The 20,494-nt window shown below is 58.3% G+C and carries 14 protein-coding genes; 10 read left to right on the forward strand and 4 right to left on the reverse strand.

The features are described from left to right. Positions 1-45: 45 nt before the first annotated feature. A complete protein-coding gene (locus FG381_RS09330; protein WP_139688545.1) occupies positions 46-2,046 on the forward strand; it encodes a ribonuclease catalytic domain-containing protein in 2,001 nt (666 codons plus the stop codon). 242 nt (positions 2,047-2,288) lie between these two features. Continuing rightward, positions 2,289-3,779, forward strand: a complete 1,491-nt coding sequence (mgtE, locus tag FG381_RS09335) for a magnesium transporter (RefSeq protein WP_139688546.1) — start codon at positions 2,289-2,291, stop codon at positions 3,777-3,779. 83 nt (positions 3,780-3,862) lie between these two features. Here the strand turns inward: mgtE and FG381_RS09340 are convergent, their stop codons facing one another. After that, positions 3,863-4,150 carry a KTSC domain-containing protein gene (locus tag FG381_RS09340; RefSeq protein ID WP_139688547.1) on the reverse strand — a complete coding sequence of 96 codons (288 nt, stop codon included), beginning with the start codon at positions 4,148-4,150 and terminating at the stop codon, positions 3,863-3,865. A gap of 444 nt (positions 4,151-4,594) precedes the next feature. Between FG381_RS09340 and FG381_RS09345 the strand changes: the two genes are divergently transcribed. Then, the gene (locus FG381_RS09345) at positions 4,595-5,572 is read left to right on the forward strand and encodes a transglycosylase SLT domain-containing protein (protein WP_139688548.1); all 978 of its coding nucleotides are present in this window, start codon (positions 4,595-4,597) and stop codon (positions 5,570-5,572) included. Between the two features lie 22 nt (positions 5,573-5,594). On the opposite strand, the gene FG381_RS09350 is transcribed toward FG381_RS09345, so the two are convergent. After that, positions 5,595-6,338, reverse strand: coding sequence for a 16S rRNA (uracil(1498)-N(3))-methyltransferase (locus FG381_RS09350; RefSeq protein ID WP_139688549.1), 744 nt, complete (start codon positions 6,336-6,338; stop codon positions 5,595-5,597). A 129-nt stretch (positions 6,339-6,467) separates the two neighbouring features. Between FG381_RS09350 and tkt the strand changes: the two genes are divergently transcribed. The 5 genes from tkt to pepT all read left to right on the forward strand — a co-directional run bounded on the left by tkt (position 6,468) and on the right by pepT (position 14,126). Beyond that, positions 6,468-8,477 carry a transketolase gene (gene tkt / locus FG381_RS09355; protein WP_139688550.1) on the forward strand — a complete coding sequence of 670 codons (2,010 nt, stop codon included), beginning with the start codon at positions 6,468-6,470 and terminating at the stop codon, positions 8,475-8,477. A 39-nt stretch (positions 8,478-8,516) separates the two neighbouring features. After that, the gene (gap, locus tag FG381_RS09360; RefSeq protein WP_139688551.1) at positions 8,517-9,524 is read left to right on the forward strand and encodes a type I glyceraldehyde-3-phosphate dehydrogenase; all 1,008 of its coding nucleotides are present in this window, start codon (positions 8,517-8,519) and stop codon (positions 9,522-9,524) included. Positions 9,525-9,553: 29 nt separating this feature from the next. Then, positions 9,554-11,548 (forward strand): acyltransferase family protein, encoded by a 1,995-nt coding sequence (locus tag FG381_RS09365; RefSeq protein WP_139688552.1) that lies wholly within the window; start codon positions 9,554-9,556, stop codon positions 11,546-11,548. A 12-nt stretch (positions 11,549-11,560) separates the two neighbouring features. Next, positions 11,561-12,763: a phosphoglycerate kinase gene (locus FG381_RS09370; protein WP_139688553.1), complete on the forward strand. Its 1,203-nt coding sequence runs from the start codon at positions 11,561-11,563 to the stop codon at positions 12,761-12,763. Between the two features lie 112 nt (positions 12,764-12,875). Continuing rightward, positions 12,876-14,126: a peptidase T gene (gene pepT / locus FG381_RS09375; protein ID WP_139688554.1), complete on the forward strand. Its 1,251-nt coding sequence runs from the start codon at positions 12,876-12,878 to the stop codon at positions 14,124-14,126. Positions 14,127-14,242: 116 nt separating this feature from the next. Here the strand turns inward: pepT and ppk1 are convergent, their stop codons facing one another. Together ppk1 and FG381_RS09385 are read right to left on the reverse strand one after the other, a co-directional pair. Then, positions 14,243-16,591: a polyphosphate kinase 1 gene (ppk1, locus tag FG381_RS09380; protein WP_174857862.1), complete on the reverse strand. Its 2,349-nt coding sequence runs from the start codon at positions 16,589-16,591 to the stop codon at positions 14,243-14,245. 101 nt (positions 16,592-16,692) lie between these two features. Further along, positions 16,693-17,358, reverse strand: coding sequence for a VTT domain-containing protein (locus FG381_RS09385; RefSeq protein ID WP_139688555.1), 666 nt, complete (start codon positions 17,356-17,358; stop codon positions 16,693-16,695). Between the two features lie 191 nt (positions 17,359-17,549). Here FG381_RS09385 and mutL point away from each other — a divergent pair, with 191 nt between their 5' ends. Continuing rightward, positions 17,550-19,556 (forward strand): DNA mismatch repair endonuclease MutL, encoded by a 2,007-nt coding sequence (gene mutL / locus FG381_RS09390; RefSeq protein WP_139688556.1) that lies wholly within the window; start codon positions 17,550-17,552, stop codon positions 19,554-19,556. Continuing rightward, the gene (gene miaA, locus FG381_RS09395) at positions 19,556-20,494 is read left to right on the forward strand and encodes a tRNA (adenosine(37)-N6)-dimethylallyltransferase MiaA (RefSeq protein ID WP_139688557.1); all 939 of its coding nucleotides are present in this window, start codon (positions 19,556-19,558) and stop codon (positions 20,492-20,494) included. The genes mutL and miaA overlap by 1 nt, the downstream gene beginning before the upstream one ends.

Consider the following 20,494-nt stretch of genomic DNA (forward strand, 5'->3'; position numbering starts at 1 on the left):
CCTCCGATACGGGCGATAAGGGCGCGGGATGCAGGTTTAATCGTTATGTATCTCTATTTTGAAGATGACGGCGCCTTCAAGGCGGGTACGGTGCTCTCTCAGGCGGGAAGCGCCTATCAGGTGGAGCTCACGACCGGCCGCCGCAGCAAGATCAAGGCGTCGCACGTCTTTTTTTCCTTTGAGTCTCCGTCTGCGTCGGAGCTGATCGCCCGGATTCCGGAGGCGGCTGAGGAACTTGATCCGGCCTTCCTCTGGGAAGCCGCGCCCAAGGAGGAATTTTCCTACCTCGACCTCGCTCAGGAATACTGGGGCGAAAACCCGGGCCCCGTCGAAAAGGCGGCGCTCATTACGACGCTCCATGCCAATCCCGTCTATTTCTACCGGAAGGGCCGGGGCGTCTACCGGAAGGCTCCGGAAGACATTCTTCAGAAAGCGCTCGAGGCCCTTGAGCGCCGCCGCCGGCAGGAAGAGCAGAAGAAGGCCTGGATTGAAGAGATGGTCGAAGGGAAGCTCCCCGAGGCGATCGGACGCCAGGCGCTCATGCTTCTGGTGTCGCCCGACAGAAATTCGATCGAATGGAAGGCGCTCTCCGACGCCGCTGCCGAGACGCGGCAGACGCCGCTCCGCCTCATGCTCGCGCTGGGCGGCATCGCGTCGCCCTGGCGCTGGCATGTCGATAGTTTCTATGCGGCCAATTTCCCGCGCGGCCGCGGATTCCCGGCGGACCTCCCGGAGCCTCCTAAGGAGGCCTGGGACGATCTTCCCGTCGCGGATGTGGACGCCTTCTCGATCGACGATTCGGACACGACCGAAGTGGACGACGCGGCGAGCGTGAAGCATCTCGAGGGCGGCGTCACGCGCGTGGGCATTCATATCGCTGCACCCGCTCTCATGATCGAGCGCGGCTCGCGTCTTGACGACGTCGCCAAGGCCCGCATGAGCACTGTTTATGCACCGGGCCTCAAGACGACGATGCTGCCGGAAAACTGGATCAAGGCGGCGTCCCTAGACGAAGGCGTGATGGTTCCCTGCCTCTCGCTTTATGCCTGGGTGAAGGACGACACCTTCGCCGTGGAAAAGACGGAAACGCGGCTCGAGCGCATTGCGCTCAAGGCCAACCTCCGCTACGACAAGATCGACGACCTCGTGACCGAAGAGGCCATTGAGGAAGGAAAGCTCGAACTTCCCTTCGCGGACGACATCGCCTGGCTCTGGCACTTTGCGAAGCACCTGCAGAAAGGCCGCGAGGAAGTGCGCGGCCGCCCGGAACCTGTCGGACGGGTCGACTGGTACTTTGCGCTTGAGGGCGAAGGCGAAAATGCCGTCATTCACGTGCGCGGCCGCCGCCGCGGCGCACCGCTCGACCTCCTTGTTGCTGAACTCATGATTTTTGCGAACAGCACCTGGGGACTCTGGCTCGAGGAGCACGATACCGCAGGCATCTACCGCTCCCAGAGAATGGGACGCGTGCGCATGAGCACGTCTCCCGGGCCCCACGACGGCTTGGGCGTTCTGCGTTATGCCTGGAGCACGTCGCCGCTCCGCCGCTACGTAGACCTGGTGAACCAGCGTCAGATGATTACGGTTCTCAAGGGCGAGCCGCCTGCTTATGCGAGAAACGATGTCGACCTTTTCGCCATCGTGAGCCAGTTTGAAAACATCTACGGGCTCTATTCCGACTTCCAGACCCGGATGGAGCGCTACTGGTCGCTTCGCTGGATTCTGCAGGAAGGCTTGAAGACCATTGAGGCGATCGTCGTCAAGGGCGACCTTGTGCGCATCGATCGGCTCCCCTTCATGCAGCGCGTGCCGGGGCTCCCCGAGGATCTTCCGCGCGGGCGCAAGGTGGAGCTCCGCATTCTCGGATGCGATCTCGTCGACCTGGTGATGGATGCTCAGCTCGTGCGGATTCTCGACGAAGCGCTCACGCCTGAAGAAGAAGGCGCGCTCGAGGAGGCGCTCGACGATGCGCCGGACGAAAGCGCATCGGAAGAATCCGACAAGGAGGCGGCAGCGGAGAAGACCGCGGAGGGAACTGAGGCCTGACCATAAGCGCAGCTCTCAATCCAAAAGCGCAAAAGAGAGGTTTTTCTCGCCGGCGTCATATCCGTGTGATAACCTCTCGAGCGAATTTCTGCACCCCTTGAGGAGCGGCGCCTCAGGAAGTCCATTCCGAGGCGCCCTCACGGGGGATTTTTGCGGCGTGCGTGCCGGCCGAACATTCTTCCTCCACGCGCGACGCAGCAGTCCGAATCAACCGCTTAAAGCCCAATCAGGGGGATCTGACAATGAGCCGTGAGGAAGAAGCCGGAAAGCTCATTGAAGAGGACGAAAGCACGCCGACGCTCGATTCGGATGAAGCGAGCCGTGCGCTCGCGCGCGTCGAGCAAATCCTCGAAGAAGATGAGGACAAGGCGAAGGCGCTTCTGAAGGCGCGCGGAGGCGAGCACGAAGAGGCGCGTCCCATTACGCCCGAGGCTGCGCAGGAACTGAGGGACATCCTGGAACCCCTCCATCCTGCGGATATTGCCTGGGTGCTCGAAGCCCTGCCGCTCGATGACCGTCTCGCCGTCTGGAATCAGGTCCAGAGCGAGTCTGACGGCGACATTCTTCTTGAAGTCAACGAGGGCGTTCGCGAAACCCTGATCGACGCGATGGATCGCGACGAGCTCGTCGACGCGGTCGAAACGCTCGATACCGACCAGATCGCCGACCTGGTGGACGACCTCCCGCCCGACGTGATGGCGGAGGTTCAGGAAGGGCTTTCGCACGAAGAGCGCGCACAGCTGCGCGCCGCCATGTCGTACCCGGAGGAGTCCGTCGGTGCGCGCATGGACTTCGAGATGGTCTCGATCCGCGAGGAAGTGACGGTCGACATGGTGCTCAGGTACCTGAGGCGCTTTAAGACGCTTCCAGACCATATGGACCAGATTTTCGTGGTCGACCGTCTGGGGAGACTGAAGGGCACGCTCTCTCTGGTCGAGATGCTCACGAACGACCCGGCCAAGCAGGTGAAGCGCATCATGCAGACGGAGGCCTTCACGCTCAATCCGCTTGATTCCGCGAGCGACGCCGCGCAGGCATTCGAACGCTACGACCTTGTGAGCGCGGCGGTGGTGGATGAAGCAGGGCGCCTCGTTGGCCGCCTCACCGTCAACGAAGTGGTCGACGTGATCCGCGAGGAAAGCGAAGAGGATGCCTTCGGTGCGGTGGGTCTTGATGATGAACAGGATATCTACGGGAGCGTCTGGTCTTCGGCCAAGAGCCGCTGGCTCTGGCTCGGCGTCAACCTCTGCACGGCGTTCTTTGCTTCACGCGTGATTTCCGCCTTTGACGGCACCATCGAGCGCGTGGTGGCGCTCGCGGCCCTGATGCCGATCGTCGCCGGCATGGCGGGGAATTCCGGCAATCAGACGCTGACGCTTCTCGTACGGTCGCTCGCCATGGGGCAGGTGACGATGGCCAACACCATCGACATCTGGAAGAAGGAGATCGGCGTCGCCTTCATCAACGGCATTCTCTGGGGCTGCATCGCCGGCGCCTGCGCCTGGGCGCTCTACTGGGATTCTCCGCAGGGAATGCTCCTTGGGTGCGTGATGGCGCTCGCGATGTTCTTCAACATCATTCAGGGCGCGGTCGTCGGCATGGCGGTGCCGCTTATTCTGAAGCGCCTCGGCCGCGACCCGGCCATGGGCGGCTCGGTGCTTCTTACCTTTACGACGGATTCCGGGGGCTTCCTGATCTTCCTCGGTCTCGCAACAATCTTCTTTGCGCACTAACGCGCAGAAGAAAAGCGGCGCTCCATTGAAGCGCCGCTTCGCGTCTGAGAAACAGAATTCTCTATACCCCAAAGGAGCTTTTTTCAGAGATCGCCGAAAAGGCGCTTCAGATCGTCAATGCTCTTTTTGGCGACAGGCTTCTCCTCGTCGCTCTCCCTCGCGGACACCTCGTGAATGGTGTAGACGTCTTCGATTTCCTCGCGCCAGTAGGTCATAGGGGAACCGGAATGCAGAAAGCGGTCTGCGACTTCGGAGCCTACGGACTCGCAGCGCAGAATTCTTCCCGTGTCGAATTCCACATCAAGATAGCGACGCGTCGGGTCGTAGCCGGCAGAGACAATGCCTCCGCGATGAATGGGTTTGCGCTTCATTTTTTCTTTCTCCTGCCGCCTCCGGGAGGCTTGTGATGCAAGGCATATCCGTTCATTCTATGCCCGGGGAATCCAGGCGGAATGCTGCCGGCAAAATCGGGTGCACAGGATTGGGAAAGCGAAATAGTTTGATTTATAAAGAAAATGAAATTATTGTTGTCCACTTCCAATGGGTTTTCTGCTAATCTCCGGGCAGTTCCAGTCTCTACTATGCGAGAAAACCCTAAGAACAACGGACTGGATATCCATTTGAAGAACCCAGGCAAAAGTGGTTCGGCTTGACATAACGGATGCGCCTAGCGCGCATCACAGGCCTTGAAACCGCTTACACGCAGACCAGATGCGTTTTTTCCCTGTCCCCGCAGGAACGCATCATTGTCTCTCTGGTGAAGCTGAGCTTTTTTCGTCGCGTCGCTTCAGGGGAGTCTGCCGCCGCCCAGATTTATGAAGAAAAAAGTCAACGCTTCCTCATCCGCTATTAATTCCCAGAAGAAAGCGCCCGTTCTGGAGCGCTTCTGGCCGACGGGCGTCCTCGCTTCGTTCGGCGTTGCGGCTGCCATCGGTCTTCATTTCGCGGGCTATACGACAGAGCCCGTGAAGACTGAGGCTGCCGTTGAAGCGCCCGCAGATCAGTCCGCCGAAGCCGCTGATGCGGGTGCCGATGCGCTCATCGCTCAGTGGGAAGAGGCTCACCCGAATGGGGTGCCGGCGGAAAAAGAAGACGCGCTCAGCGTCTCTGAAAAGGAAGTTGCGACTTATATATCCCGCAGCTATCGCGTGCCTATGGCCGAAGCGGAGCAGCTTACGACCTGGGCAGTGGAAATCGGCGCAGGCTTTGATGTCGACCCGCTCCTTATTCTCGCCGTCGCCGCTGTGGAATCGAGCTTCAATCCCAAGGCGAAGAGCCGTGCAGGTGCGGAAGGCCTCATGCAGGTAATGACGCGCGTGCATGCCGAAAAGTTCCATGCTTTCGGCGGCTCTAAAGCGGCGCTTGAGCCCTATCCGTCGCTGGTTGTGGGTACTTCCATTCTTTCGCGCCTCATCACGCGTACGGGAAGCGTCCAGAAAGCGCTTAAATTCTATTTCGGCGCGGCGAATCAGCCTTCCGACGGCGGGTATTCCGAGAGGGTCTTTAAGGAAAGAAGCCGCATGCTGGTTGCGGCCGGAGGCGACTCCGATCACGCCGTGCAGCTTTCGAGAAGGAAGCGTACGGGACCGGAGTTCGTGAGAAATCGCGCCGGCGTGAAGCAGCTGGGCTTTGAGGAGTGGACGGAAGTGACGGGCGTAGTGGAGACGAAGCTTGCTCAAAAGGAAGGCAAGGTTCGTCAGCTCCAGGCGTCAAGCGCCGCAGGCGAAAAGCGGCCCGCCGCGCCGATGGAGAATCTGCCTCCCGACGAGAGCGGCAAAACCCGGGTCAATTGATCTTTTGAGGGGGGCGGAGCGCCTAACGCGGGAAGTCTCCGGCAATCGATTCGAGCCAGCAGGCGGCAGCGAGTCCTGCCGTTTCCGTTCTGAGAACCCGGGGCCCGAGAAGCATCGGCACCCAGCCCGAAGCTTTAGCGAGTTCAATTTCCGCGTCGGTGAAGCCTCCTTCCGGGCCGACGGCAAAAGCGGCGGAATGAAGTCCCGGTCGAATGGCCGCCGGGATCCCGGCTTCTGCGCCCGGGGCGAGCATGAGGCGTACTTCAGCCTCCGCTTCAGCCAGTCCGGCCTTAAGCGTCGGCGTTGCCGAGATTGTCGGAACGACATTTCTTCCGCATTGTTCCGCGGCTGAGCGCGCGATGTCCGTGAGTCTTGAGAGGCGCTTTGCCAGTCTTTCGCCCGCGAGCTTCGTGACGGATCGTTCTGCCGGAACCAGAAGAATGGCGGAAATGCCGGTTTCGACGGCTTTTTCCACGATCCACTCCATTTTTTCCGGGGCAACAAGGCTCTGAACGAGGGTCATGAAGACCGGGGATTCGTTTGCCTTTTCCGTCACGGCATCAATTTCCACCCATGCGGCATCGGCAGAAAAGCGAATGGGCCCCGACCAGGCGAATCCGGATCCGTTGAAGATTTCGACCCGTTCGCCGGCGGCAAGCCTCAGCGCCCGGCCGGCATGGTGAGCGGCTTTGGCGGGAAGCGTGAAGGAGGCGCCTGAAGCAAAGGCGTCGGTCGGGGCATCAACGAAAAAGCGCGGCAATGACATGACGGACTGGGAGAAAACAGGATTCGGGAAAAAGGTCCCTGAATGTTAAAATATTAGATTCAGTGAGGGGCCTCTATTTCATTGAGCGGCCCCTGCCATATTTTCTCTACTCACCGAGAACGACTTCACATGTCAAAGGTCTCTCCCCAGATGATGGCGAACGCGATCCGCGCGCTCGCCATGGATGCTGTTCAGAAAGCCAAGTCCGGCCACCCCGGCATGCCGATGGGCATGGCAGATATCGCCACGGCGCTCTGGTCGCGCCATCTGCGCTTCAATCCCGCTGATCCGAAGTGGCTCGGCCGCGACCGCTTCATCCTTTCGAACGGCCACGGCTCGATGCTGCAGTATGCGCTTCTGCATCTGACGGGCTATGACCTCTCGATGGATGACCTCAAGGCCTTCCGTCAGCTCGGCAGCAAAACCCCGGGTCACCCTGAGGTGCATGTAACCCCGGGCGTCGAAACGACGACGGGGCCCCTCGGGCAGGGCATTGCGAACGGCGTCGGCATGGCGCTCGCCGAGAAGCTTCTCGGCGCGGAATTCAACCGCGAGGGCTTCCCCGTCATCGACAACCGCACGTATGTGTTCCTGGGCGACGGCTGCCTCATGGAAGGCATCAGCCACGAAGTCTGCTCGCTCGCCGGCGTCTGGCATCTCAACAAGCTCATCGCGATCTATGACGACAACGGCATTTCGATCGACGGCGACGTCCGCGGCTGGTTCCAGGACGATACGAGAAAGCGCTTTGAAGCCTACGGCTGGATGGTGATCGGGCCCGTCGACGGCCACGACATCGACGCCATGGACCGCGCGATCGCTGAAGCGAAGACCTCGGAAGACAAGCCCGTTCTCATCATCGCGAAGACGACGATCGGCAAGGGCTCTCCCAACCGTCAGGGCACGGCGAAGGTGCACGGCGAAGCGCTGGGCGACGAGGAAATCGCCGCCACGAAGGCTGCGCTCGGGTGGAACTACGGTCCCTTTGAGATCCCCGAAGAGGTCTACGAGGCCTGGGATCACCGCGAAGCCGGGAAGGCCGTTGAAGCCGAGTGGGACAAAATGTACGCGGCCTATGAAAAGGCTTATCCGAAGGAAGCCGCGGAACTCGCGCGCCGGCTTGCCGGCGACCTCCCCGAAAACTGGGACGAGGTCGTGATGGACGCCGTCTGCGCGGCCGAGGAAGCGCAGGAAACGGTTGCAACCCGTAAGGCGAGCCAGAAGGCTCTCAATGCGCTCGCGCCCGCCCTCCCTGAACTCCTCGGCGGCTCAGCCGACCTGACGGGTTCGAACCTCACCAACTGGAAGGACGTGAAGAGCCTCAACACGGGCGACTTCCACGCCCGCCACATCAGCTACGGCGTGCGAGAATTCGGCATGTCGGCGATTCTGAACGGCATTGCGCTCTTCGGCGGCTTCATCCCCTACGGCGCCACCTTCCTCACCTTCTCCGACTATTCGAGAAATGCGCTTCGCATGTCGGCCCTCATGAATCTGCGCGCGATCAACGTCTTCACGCACGATTCGATCGGTCTCGGCGAAGACGGTCCGACCCACCAGTCGGTCGAGCACATTCCGTCCCTGCGCCTGATTCCGGGCATGGATGTCTGGCGTCCGGCCGACACCGTTGAAACGGTCGTTGCCTGGGCGAGCGCCATCGAGCGCCGCGACGGCGCTTCCTGCCTCATCTTCTCGCGTCAGAACCTCCCCTTTGTGGACCGCGATGAAGTGGATGCCGACGCAATCGCGATGGGCGGCTACGTTGCCGCGGAAGCGCCGCTCGGGAAGGGCGAGGCGCAGGTCATTCTCCTTGCGACCGGCTCTGAAGTGGGTCTCGCCATGGAAGCCCGCGCGAAGCTTGCGGCTCTCAACATCCAGGCCCGCGTGGTCTCCATGCCCTGCACGTCGCGCTTTGACCGTCAGACGAAGGAATACCGCGAGTCGATCCTGACGCCCGGCACGCCCGTCCTTGCGATGGAAGCGAGCCGCACGGACCTCTGGTGGAAGTACTTCACCGGCCGCGGCGACGTGCTCGGCGTCGATACCTTCGGCGAAAGCGCGCCCGCGAAGGACCTCTGGCAGAAGTTCGGCTTCACGGTCGAAAACGTTGTCGCCAAGGTCGAAGGGCTTCTCAAGTAATTCAACCGTCACCACCACCATTATTAGGAAACAGAAAACATGACAATTCGTGTCGCTATCAATGGCTTCGGCCGAATCGGCCGCAATGTTCTTCGCGCCCACTACGAGTACGGCAAGAAGCACGACATTGAAATCGTGGCCGTCAACTCCCCGGGTGACGTGACGGTGAATGCGCATCTCCTTCGCTACGACACCGTGCACGGCCCCTTCGGCTCCAAGGTTGAGGTCGACGGCAAGGACATGATCGTTGACGGCGATCGCATCCATGTCTTCGGCACGCGCAATCCGCGCGAGCTTCCCTGGCAGGATCTCGGCGTCGATCTCGTGATGGAATGCACGGGCGCCTTCAATTCGAAGGAGCTTTCGATGCCCCATATCGAGCAGGGCGCGAAGAAGGTGCTTCTCTCCGCTCCGGGCAAGACCGCCGATGCGACGATCGTCTACGGCGTCAATGAGAAGACCCTCAAGGCGACCGACATCGTCGTGTCGAACGCCTCCTGCACGACCAACTGCCTCGCTCCGCTCGTGAAGCCCCTGCAGGAGAAGATTGGTCTTGAGCGCGGTCTCATGACGACCATTCATTCCTACACGAATGACCAGGTGCTCACCGACGTCTACCACAAGGATCTGCGCCGCGCCCGCGCTGCGACCCACTCCATGATCCCGACGAAGACGGGTGCCGCGAAGGCTGTGGGCCTTGTGCTTCCGGAACTGAACGGCCTCCTCGACGGCTTCGCCGTCCGCGTGCCGACGATCAATGTGAGCTTCGTTGACCTCACGTTCCTCGCGAAGCGCGACACCACGATCGATGAAATCAATTCGATCCTGCGTGAAGCGAGCGAAGGCGAACTGAAGGGCATCCTCGGCTACAACGATCTGCCGCTCGTCTCCTGCGACTTCAATCACAATCCGCACAGCTCGATCTACGACGCGACCCTCACGAAGGTGTCGGGGCGTCTGGTCAAGGTGATGGCCTGGTACGACAACGAGTGGGGCTTCTCCAACCGCATGCTCGATACGGCCTGCGCCATGATGGCTGCGAAGTAATTCAGATAAGCGCGTTTTGATGCTTTGAATTGCCACAAGCCGCATTCCGCCTGTTGGCAGAGTGCGGCTTTTTTACTTTTTTGTTGATGACGACTCCGAAACCGCATTACTGGCGTGCAGACATTACCGGGCTGAGAGCACTGGCAGTGATTCCAGTAGTGCTCTATCACGCATTTCCTGATTTATTGCCTGGCGGTTTCGTTGGTGTTGATATCTTCTTTGTTATTTCAGGATTTTTGATTTCTGGAATACTATTCAGGCAATTAAAATTAAATAATAAAATCGATTATTTCGATTTTTATGCCAAGCGCGTTCGAAGAATTTTCCCGAATTTAATTGTTCTGCTGCTGGCGGTCGCAGTTGCCGGGTGGTTTGTTCTGTTGCCGTCGGAATATTCAGACTTGGGGAAGTCTATATATTCGAGTGCATTTTTCTATCAGAATTTCAGATTACTGAAGACGATCGGAGATTACTTCGCTCCGAATGTCATTGAAACGCCGCTGCTCCATTTATGGAGCTTAGCCATCGAAGAGCAGTTCTATATTGTGTTCCCATTATTATGCTGGGCTGTTTGGAAGCTAAGAAAGGGAACGGCAGGAATCGGGTTTTTAGTCTTTGGCATTACCACGGCATCCTTGGTGGGATGTCTTTTGGTCCGGGATCAGACCTTTAATTTTTATTTTCCATTGACTAGGTTCTGGGAATTAGGGGCTGGCATACTTCTTGCATATGCAACGGAATTCTGGAATTTTCACAGTAATAGACTGACGTCAGCAGCGACGAATTCAATGTCTATTATTGGATTCTGCATGATTGCCTGCGCATACGTCTTTTTTGATCATGCAACGGTATTTCCTGGGATAAGTACGTTGCTGCCCGTTGGTGGCGCAATGCTGATGATTGCAGCTGGATCAGAGGCTGTGGTTAATCGGTGGCTGACTTTGAAGCCCGTCGTGTTTATAGGGCTTATTAGTTATTCATTATATCTTTGGCATTGGCCTTTTATTTCATTCCTGAATATTACGATCGACGAGCCTACTGTTCTGCAAACCATCTGTGCGGTTGCGGCGTCCTTTCTTGTGGCTGCAGCAACTTATGTTTGGGTTGAAAATCCGATCAGAAGAATGAGCGCCGGTATTCTCGGGAAGAGAGTCGTAGCTGGACTGGCCTGTGCGTTGCTTGCTTGCGTTGCTGTAGGTCAGACTCTAAGGTTTACCAAAGGATTGCCCGATCGCCCAGTTGCTTTTGTGCAAATGATTGGAGACGCTGATAAGGATTGGTCTTATAACGAAGATTTAATGGATTTTAATATTAATGGAATTCCCCTTAAAAAAACGAGAGACGGAAAACCTGAAATATTGTTTATTGGAGATTCTCATATAGAGCAATACGCTCCTAGGGTTGCTCGTTTGGCACGTACCAGTGGCATAGGCGGCGTTTTCTTGACGAAGCGAGGCTGTCTGACTTCTCCAGCTGTTTTAGGCCAAATTAATTTAAGTCGAACCGAAAGTTGTCGGCAATTTGGTAGACAGTTAGATATCTTACTTGGGACGAAAAAATTTAGAAAGATTGTTTATGCAAATATGTTCGGACGCTATTTGCATGAAGATTCTTTAGTTAGTATTGATGGACAAAATACTATTCCTTTAGATGAGGGTGGATTTGATTTTGCCATTAATTCGCTTTTCGTGAAAATAAATGGCGATCCAATCGCAGAATATGTTTATGTGATATTGGATTTGCCGTGGATGGATGATTGGAAAAATCAATTCCATATTAAAAATAGGATGTTTTTCAATAAGCTTCCCTCCATCGACGGGACTGTGAATTCCCATTGGAGAGAAGGTAATGAAATGGTAAGCATGATTGGCAGGGCTTATCCAAAAATAAAAATTATTGATCCAGTTAAGGACGTTTGCCCGTCATTTGCTTGTCCATCTTATATGTATCAGGATGACAATCATTTAAGATCATCTTACGTTCGAGATCATGCTCTTTGGATTGATCATATTTTTCAAAAATGAGGAGAATGCAGAATGCATGTAAATACTCTTGAAAAACTGGCTGAGAAGGGCCTTCTTGCCGGAAAGCGCGTCTTGATCCGCAGCGACCTCAACGTGCCCCGCAACGATGAAGGCGCGATTACGAACGACGCCCGCATTGAGGCGAGCCTCCCGGCGATCCGCATGGCGCTCGCTGCCGGCGCTGCCGTGATGGTGACGAGCCATCTCGGCCGCCCCAAGGAAGGTCAACTTCTGCCTGCCGATTCGCTGCAGGTAGTGGCCGACCGCATCGGCGAGCTCCTCGGACGCGAGGTGCCGCTCGTTCAGAACTGGGTTGACGGCGTCGATGTGAAGCCGGGCGATCTGGTGATTCTGGAAAACTGCCGCTGCAACGTGGGCGAAAAGAAGTGCGACGAAGCGCTCTCGAAGAAGTATGCGGCGCTCTGCGACGTTTATGTGAACGACGCCTTCGGCACGGCGCACCGTGCGGAAGCGACCACAGTGGGCGTTGCCCGCTTTGCGCCGATTGCCTGCGCGGGTCCCCTGATGGCGAAGGAAATTGATGCGCTCACGAAGGCCCTTGAAGCCCCGAAGCGCCCGCTCGCTGCCATTGTCGCGGGCTCCAAGGTTTCCACGAAGCTCACGATTCTCTCGAACCTCGCGGAAAAGGTGGATCGCCTGATCGTGGGCGGCGGCATTCTCAATACGTTCCTTCTGGCTGCGGGTCATCTGATCGGGAAGTCTCTCGCGGAGCCCGACCTTGTGGACGAATGCAAGAAGGTGCTCGCCATTCTGGAAAAGAAGGGCGCAGCGCTGCCGATGCCGGTTGACGTTGTTGCCGCCAAGGCCTTTGCGGCAGATGCGCCCAACCGCGTCTGCGGCGTCGACGACGTCGAAGCCGATGAGATGATTCTCGACGTCGGCCCCGAAACGGCGAAGCTCCTCGCGAAGGAACTCCGCTCTGCGGGCACGATCGTCTGGAACGGCCCGGTGGGCGTCTTCGAGATGGCTCCCTTTGCAAAGGGCACCGAGGCGCTCGCCTACGCCATTGCCGAAGCGACCGACCACGGCGCTTTCTCGATTGCGGGCGGCGGCGATACGGTTTCCGCGATCGACAAGTTCGGCGTTGAAGACCGCATTTCCTACATTTCCACGGGCGGCGGCGCTTTCCTTGAATTCCTTGAAGGGAAGACGCTTCCGGCGGTAGCCGTGCTAGAAGAGCGCGCGGATAAGTAAATAAAGCCCAAATCGGAAGACGCGCCCGGATCTCAGACCGCCCTTCGTTTTGAAGGGCGGCTTGCCGGATGGGGCGCGTTTTCTCTTTGGGTGACACCAAGAGGAGACAAAAATGATTGATGTCAAGAAGGAGCTTCTTGAACGTTTTCTGCGTTATGCGGCGGTAACGAGCCAGAGCGATCCGAAGGCGAAGGTTGTGCCGAGCACGCCGGGCCAGCGTACCCTTGCCGAACTTCTCGCGAAGGAGCTAGACGGCCTGGGTCTCGTTGATATCGCAGTGTCGGAATACTCCGTCGTGACGGCGCATCTGCCGTCGAACCTCCCTGCCGGCAGCAAGGCCCCTAAGGTCGGTTGGTGCGCTCACCTCGATACGGTGGATGCGGGCCTCTCGCCAGAAGTGCATCCCCAGGTGATTCACAACTACCAGGGCGGCGACATCTGCCTCAATAAGGAGAAGGATCTCTGGCTGCGCGTGTCTGAGCATCCTGAGGTTGAGCGCTATAAGGGAGACGACCTTGTCGTTTCGGACGGCACTTCGGTGCTCGGTGCCGACAACAAGTCCGCAATCGCCAACATCATGACGGCGCTCCACGTCATTCAGGAAGAAAAGCGCCCGCACGGCGACATCTGGGTGGCGTTCGTTCCGGACGAGGAAATCGGCCTCATGGGCTCGAAGAAGATCGATTTCACGAAGTTCCCGGTCGACTTTGCCTACACGATCGACTCGTGCGAACTGGGCGAAATCGTCTGGCAGACCTTCAATGCCGGCAGCGCAAAGCTCGAGATCCAGGGCGTGACGGCGCACCCGATGTCTTCGAAGGGTGTTCTCGTCAATCCCATTCTGGCTGCGCATGACTTCATGGGTATGCTCGACCGCACGCAGACCCCGGAATGCACCGCAGGTACCGAGGGCTTCGTCTGGGTGAACGGCATTTCGGGCGGTCCCTCGCGCTGCTCGGTTTCGCTCAAGATCCGCGACCACAACCTCGAAGGCTACAAGGCCAAGAAGGCGCTTATTGCCGCTGCCGTTGAATACCTGAAGGTTCGTTATCCGCGCGCCAAGTTTGCGCTCTCCTTTGAAGACGTCTACGGCAACATCGCCGACGCTATCAAGCCCGAGAACAGCGCCTGCGTGGATCTCCTGCGCGAAGCAATGGCGATTGAAGGCGTGAAGCCCATCAATCTCGCCATGCGCGGCGGTACGGACGGCTCCTTCATTTCGACGCAGGGCATCCCGACCCCCAACTACTTCACCGGCGCGCACAACTTCCACAGTTCCTGCGAATTCATGCCGATGTCTTCCTGGGTGAAGAGCCTTGCTGTGACGCTGCGCCTCGTGGCGCTCACGGCTGAAGCCAAATAATTCTGGGCTTCAGACGAAAAAAGAATGCGCTGGAAAGTCATCCGGCGCGTTCTTCTGAAATTTTCTGGCGGCGCGCTTCCTTCCGGGGAGACGCGCCGTCTGGCTTTTATGGAGCGTTATTCCGCCCAGCCGTAATGCTTCGCCAGCACCGACTGGGAGTCGACGGCCTTGCCGTTCTTCGGGACCGAAAGGCGCTTGTAGCTCCCGTCGCTCAAGAGCTCCCAACTCTGCACATTGTCGGCAAGTTGCAGATCGAGCGTTGCCTTGATGCGGTCGCGGATGTTCTTGTCGAGCACGGGCGTCAACACCTCAATGCGGCCGTCCAGATTGCGGGGCATGAGGTCCGCAGACCCAATCAGCATGAAGGGATTGCCGCCATGGCGGAAGTAGTAGGCGCGGGCGTGTTCGAGGAACCGCCCCACGATGCTCTTCACCGTAATGTTTTCGCTCACCCCCGGAATGCCGGGACGCAGGCAGCAGATGCCGCGCACGACGATCGAAATCCGGACGCCCGCCTGGCTTGCAGCGTAAAGCGTGCGGATGATGGCGCGGTCAACGAGCTGATTGCACTTGAGGATGATTTCGCCTTTTCCCGACTTCTTATGGCACTCGATTTCGCGCTCGATGTGGGCAATGATCGCGTTCCGGGTGCTGTGGGGCGACACCACGAGCTCGCGGTACTTCGTCTGATCGGAATACCCCGTCATGACGTTGAAGAGGTCGGAGACGTCCGAGCAGATGTCGCGGTTGGCGGTGAAGAGCGCATAGTCGGTGTAGATCTTCGCCGTTCCCGGGTTGTAGTTTCCGGTGGAAATGTGGACGTACCGGCACATGCCTTCCGACTCGCGGCGCACGACAAGGCAGAGCTTCGCGTGAATCTTGAGGCCGGCAAAGCCGTAGACGATGTTGACGCCCGCCTTTTCCATTTCCTCCGCCCAGTTGATGTTGCGCTCTTCGTCAAAGCGGGCCTTGAGCTCAACGACGGCCGTTACCTGCTTGCCGCGTCTTCTCGCGTCAATGAGCGCCGCGACGATGGGGCTGTTGCTGCCGCAGCGGTAGAGCGTCTGCTTGATGGCTACGACCTGCGGGTCGCTCGCCGCTTCGCGGATGAATTCAAGCACGCCGTTGAAGCTTTCGTACGGATGGTAGAGGAAGACGTCGTGGCTCTTGATGGTCGGGAAAACGTCGCCTTCGGCAATGAAGGCGGGTTCAAGCCCCTTATAGGGCGCATCCTTCAGATTCGGGCGGTCAAGTCCGATCAGGGGCATGAATTCGCTCATGGCAAGCGGGCCCTTGATGCGGAAGACCTGGAAGGGCAGCAGATCGAGCTTTTCCGTAAGGAAGTTGGTGAGCGCCGGGTCTGACCCGTGCTCCACTTCAAGGCGGATCACGTCGCCGAAGCGCCGCTGATCGATGAAGTCCTTCACCGCGGCGAGAAGGTCGTCGGCTTCGTCTTCCTCAATCTCGAGGTCCGTGTTGCGCGTGATTCGGAAGATGAAGGACTTCTTCACCTTGTGGCCGCTGAAGAGCTTGTCGAGGTGCTCGCGGATCAGATCCTCAATCAGGATGATGTCGTCGTCGCGCCCGTTCGAATTGAAGCCGAGCTCTGCATAGGCGGATTCCTTCGTGCGCGGCACGAAGATGAAGCGCGGCATGTTGTTCGGGCACTTGAGGCGCGCATAGCGGACGTTGCCGTCCTCAGATTCGAGTTCGATCAGGATGTTGATCGAAATGTTCGAGATGGTGGGGAACGGGTGGCCGGCGTCGATTGCCTGCGGCGTGAGGATCGGATAAATCTCGTTCAAGAAATACCCCTCAAGGAAATCCTTCTGCTTGACCGTCAGATCCTTGTAGCGGACGATGTTGATGCCCTTTTTGGCAAGCTCCGGAAGGAGCTTCATCTTCCAATGGTTCTGGGCGCGCGTGAGCATGCCGAGAACGCGGCGGCGGATTTCGGCAAGCTGCTTCACGGGCGCGAGTCCGTCCGCAGAGGTCGACGGTGCGCCGATCTTGAACTGGCGGATGATGTTTGCCACGCGAACCATGAAGAATTCGTCAAGGTTGTTGTGGAAGATTGCGAGAAACTTGAGCTGCTCAAGGAGCGGCGTTTTCGGGTCGCAAGCTTCGTCGAGCACCTTGCGGTCGAATTCAATCCAGTTGAGTTCTCGATTGATGTATAGAAGCGGGTCGTTCAGGTCCGGAACGCCCTCAACGGGAGGAAGCGGCGGCGGAACGTCGTCGCTTTGCGTCTGAGGCGTGCGGCGGGGCGTCCGGCTTTTCGCAGGCGCACGCTTTTTCTGCGCCGCGGGCTTCGTCGTTTTGGCTGTTTTCCTGGCCGCTGCAGGCGCAGCAGAATCCTCCTGCGCCGGAACTTCGGGCGCAGCCGTTTTTTGAAGTTGAGCGGGCGTTTCAGCAGCCGTCTTCGGGTCGGCGGCAGCGGCTTCTTGATTTTGTTTTTCCGTCATCGGCATTCTGCAGAAGAAGAGAAAATGATGTGATTTTCCTCTTATTCTAGGCTCAAAAATATGACGGAATAATGACGATTATCCCTGAGAGGAGGGGCCTTTCAGAACTTTGCCGCCTTGGATTCCTGGAACTTCTGGAACCACTTCCAGGCAAAGCCCACAATGATGGGACCGGAGATGGCGGCGAGGATGCCGAGGAGCAGAATTTTCGAAAGATTCTGCTGAATGAAGGGAATGTTGCCGAAGAGGTAGCCTGCGCCGACAATGGAAACGGCCCAGAGGACCGCGCCCGCGCCGCTGAAGAGTTCAAAGCGCAGTCCGTCCATTCGCGCCGCACCGGCAACCAGCGGCGCAAAGGCGCGGATGATGGGCACGAAACGGGCGAGGAGAATGGTTTTGCCGCCGTGCGAGACGTAGAACTCGTGCGCATGCTGAAGCTTTTTCGCATCCAGCCAACGGATGTTGCCGTCGTAAATTTTGTTTCCCAGCCATTTCCCGGTCGCATAGCCTACGGAATTGCCGAAGATTGCACCGAGAATGACGGCAAGCATGATCATCCAGGGACTCGCCGTACCCGCGGCAGCAACGGTGCCGGCGACGAAAAGGAGCGAATCGCCCGGCAGAAACGACATGACGACGCATCCCGTTTCCAGAAAGAAGATGATGAACATCGCGACATAGATGAGCGTGCCGTAGTTTGTCGCAAGCGACACGAGAAAATGGTCGGCATTGGTGAAAAGCTCAACAATCAGTCCGAAGATGTCCATGGTCGGAAACGTCAAAATTTCTGTAAAGGAAAAAGCCAGAATCCCGAAGGATTCCCTGTCGGGCCCCCTATCATAACGGGATGACGCTTTAGCGCTCCTTACCGCATGCCAGGATTTAATCCTCACATGCAACACCCGTAACACTTTGCATTTGCTGCCCTGAGGGCAGCGTACTCTTGGTTTCAACATCAATGCCCCGCCGTTCCATTCAAGAACTTTCCTCTCAGCTCATCAGTCAGATCGCCGCAGGCGAGGTGATTGAGCGTCCGGCTTCCGTTGTTAAGGAACTCGTTGAAAATTCCGTCGATGCCGGAGCCGACCGCGTTGAAGTGCGCATTGAGGGCGGGGGGCTCCAGCGCATACTCGTTTCCGACAACGGCTGCGGCATTCCGAAGGATGAGCTCTCTTTGGCATTGAAGCGGCATGCGACAAGCAAGGTGAAGTCGCTCGAAGAGCTCGAACATGTGGTGACGCTCGGCTTTCGCGGCGAAGCGCTCGCATCGATCGAGTCCGTGGCGGATCTGCGCATTCAGTCGAGAACGCCCGAGGCAAATCAGGCGTGGCAGATTCATGAGGGAGCTGTTGAGCCCGCCCCCGGCATGGAGCCCGGCACGCGCATTGAAGTGAAGGATCTTTTCTATAAGACGCCGGCGCGGCGCAAGTTCATGAAGTCGGAGAGCACTGAGAATGCGCATGTGGTGACGCAGCTCGAGCGCATTGCACTCGCGAACCCGTCGGTCTCGCTCACGCTCTTCACGAACGGCCGGCAGACCATGCGTCTCGAGCGCGGGGCGTCGCACGCCGCACGCATCGCCGATCTGATGCCGAAGGACTTCCGGGGGGCTTCGCGCGAAGTGGATGCGCAGTCCGGGAAATGGCGGCTTACCGGGCTGATCGGGCTTCCCACCATTTCCAGAACGCGCACGGAGGCGCAGTACTTTTTTGTGAACGGCCGCTTTATCCGCGACCGCGTGATGGCGCATGCCGTGCGGGCTGCTTATGAGGACGTGCTTCACGGTCAGGCGCAGCCGATGTACTGCCTCTTCCTCGAGCTCCCTCCTGACGAAGTCGATGCCAATGTGCATCCGACAAAGACGGAAGTGCGCTTCAGGGAATCGGGTCGGGTGCATCAGTTTGTCACGCAGGCCGTGAAGGCCGTCATTGCGCCGCCGCTTTCGTCCGATGAAGGACGGCCGGCCTTTGCCGACAGCGCTTTTTCTGCCAGGTCCGGGGCCGTTCCGGAACGACGCGAGAGCTCAATTTTGGGCGGGACTGCCAGGGGAGAGCGTGCGCCGGAGGAAGTGCCGGAACCGCAACTCGCCGCAGCGCCGATGCCCTTTGCCTATCCGTCCGCACAAAGACCTTCCCCGCAGGCGGTGGATCGTGCGATGGCGCTTTTCGGCGCAAAAACTACTCTGACGCCGGACAAGGGAGAGGCCGAGTCCGAATCTGAAATGCCTTTACGAGAGGAAAGCCCCAGGCGTGACGTACCAGTCGTTCCTCCTTTCCCGTCATTTGAGCCGACAAAGGTTCAGGAGCTGCAGCCTGCGAGCGCGAACATTTTCGAAGAAGCCGACGGCAGCGACGGCGCACAGACGGACGGCGCGGGCGAACTTGGTCACGCCGTGGCGCAGATCGGGGGCGTCTACATTCTTGCGGAAAACGCGAGAGGCCTCGTCATCGTGGACATGCATGCGGCTGCGGAAAGAGTGCTTTACGAGCGCTTGAAGAAAGCGATGGATGAAAGCCGCATGGCAGTGCAGCCGCTTCTGATTCCGCTCGTCGTTCGCGTGACGCCTCTGCAGTATGCGGCCTTTGAGGAGCATGTCGAGGAATTAGGAAAATTAGGTCTGGATGCCACGGGGGCTGATCAGCAGGCGGTGGTGCTGAGGAGCATTCCGGCCATGCTCTCGGACACGCCTGTGCCTGAGCTTGAGGCACTGCTGCGGGAGGTGCTCGACGACCTCCATCAGTACGACCAGTCGGAAGCAATTGAAGTGCTCCGCAATCGGATCCTCTCAACGATGGCCTGCCACAGTGCGTTCCGCGCGAATAGAAGGCTCTCCATCCCTGAAATGAATCAGCTTCTGAGGGATATGGAAAAAACAGAGCGGGCGGATCAGTGCAACCACGGACGCCCCACCTGGACGGCGCTTTCCATGGAAGAGCTGGATCGTCTTTTCATGAGGGGGCGCTGATGACGGAAAAGCCGATTGCTCTGCTTCTGCTCGGACCCACGGCATCCGGAAAGTCCGCGTTGTCCTTGAAGCTCGCGGAAAAGTACCCCGTGGAAATCATTTCGATTGACTCTGCTCTGGTCTACCGGGGGATGGATATCGGGAGCGCTAAGCCAACAGAGGAAGAACTCCGGGCAGCGCCGCACCATCTCATCAATATCCGTGAGATCAACGAACCCTACAGCGCCGCAGACTTCGTGACGGACTGCACAAGGCTTGTGCACGAAATCCAGGGAAGAGGACGGATTCCGCTCATTGTGGGCGGAACCATGCTTTACGCCAAAGCGCTTCGCGAGGGGATAGACGAAATGCCGACGACGTCGCCTGAGATTCGGGCAGGCGTCGCCGAAGAGGCGGAAAAACTCGGCTGGCCCGCCATGCACGAAATGCTGAGGATCTGTGATCCGGAGACGGCGGCGCGGCTCGCGCCCAACGACAAGCAGCGGATCGGCCGTGCACTCGAGGTCTTCCGCATGACGGGTAAGCCCCTCTCGAGCTTTCATCGGCGCGAAGCTCGCCCGGCATTCCCGATGGCGACGGTGGCACTGGTGCCCGAGGACCGCAAGCGCCTTCATGAGCTGATTGAAAAGCGCTTCGACGCCATGTTGGCCGCAGGTTTTCTCGATGAAGTGAAAGGCTTGATGGCAAGGCCGGATTTCGATCCCGAAAGCCCGGCCATGCGTGCGGTGGGTTACCGTCAGGCCATCGAATATCTCGGGGGCAGGCGCACGTACGATGAATTCCGGCTTGCCGGCATCGCCGCAACGCGTCAGCTTGCCAAACGACAGCTGACGTGGCTTCGCTCGATGGAAAACATCACCCGGGTCGATCCCTTTTCAACTCAATCCCTTTCCATATGTGAGCAAATAATTAAAATCCTCAAGTCTCAAAAGAGATAA

Source organism: Sutterella faecalis, from assembly GCF_006337085.1.
GTDB classification, from domain to species: domain Bacteria; phylum Pseudomonadota; class Gammaproteobacteria; order Burkholderiales; family Burkholderiaceae_F; genus Sutterella; species Sutterella faecalis.

What these genes read in the sequence shown, in the direction of transcription:
- FG381_RS09330 (WP_139688545.1), top strand. Translation starts at nt 46, where the DNA reads ATGTATCTCTATTTTGAAGATGACGGCGCCTTCAAGGCGGGTACGGTG.
- mgtE (WP_139688546.1), top strand. Translation starts at nt 2,289, where the DNA reads ATGAGCCGTGAGGAAGAAGCCGGAAAGCTCATTGAAGAGGACGAAAGC.
- FG381_RS09340 (WP_139688547.1), bottom strand. Translation starts at nt 4,150, where the DNA reads ATGAAGCGCAAACCCATTCATCGCGGAGGCATTGTCTCTGCCGGCTAC.
- FG381_RS09345 (WP_139688548.1), top strand. Translation starts at nt 4,595, where the DNA reads ATGAAGAAAAAAGTCAACGCTTCCTCATCCGCTATTAATTCCCAGAAG.
- FG381_RS09350 (WP_139688549.1), bottom strand. Translation starts at nt 6,338, where the DNA reads ATGTCATTGCCGCGCTTTTTCGTTGATGCCCCGACCGACGCCTTTGCT.
- tkt (WP_139688550.1), top strand. Translation starts at nt 6,468, where the DNA reads ATGTCAAAGGTCTCTCCCCAGATGATGGCGAACGCGATCCGCGCGCTC.
- gap (WP_139688551.1), top strand. Translation starts at nt 8,517, where the DNA reads ATGACAATTCGTGTCGCTATCAATGGCTTCGGCCGAATCGGCCGCAAT.
- FG381_RS09370 (WP_139688553.1), top strand. Translation starts at nt 11,561, where the DNA reads ATGCATGTAAATACTCTTGAAAAACTGGCTGAGAAGGGCCTTCTTGCC.
- pepT (WP_139688554.1), top strand. Translation starts at nt 12,876, where the DNA reads ATGATTGATGTCAAGAAGGAGCTTCTTGAACGTTTTCTGCGTTATGCG.
- ppk1 (WP_174857862.1), bottom strand. Translation starts at nt 16,591, where the DNA reads ATGACGGAAAAACAAAATCAAGAAGCCGCTGCCGCCGACCCGAAGACG.
- FG381_RS09385 (WP_139688555.1), bottom strand. Translation starts at nt 17,358, where the DNA reads ATGGACATCTTCGGACTGATTGTTGAGCTTTTCACCAATGCCGACCAT.
- mutL (WP_139688556.1), top strand. Translation starts at nt 17,550, where the DNA reads ATGCCCCGCCGTTCCATTCAAGAACTTTCCTCTCAGCTCATCAGTCAG.
- miaA (WP_139688557.1), top strand. Translation starts at nt 19,556, where the DNA reads ATGACGGAAAAGCCGATTGCTCTGCTTCTGCTCGGACCCACGGCATCC.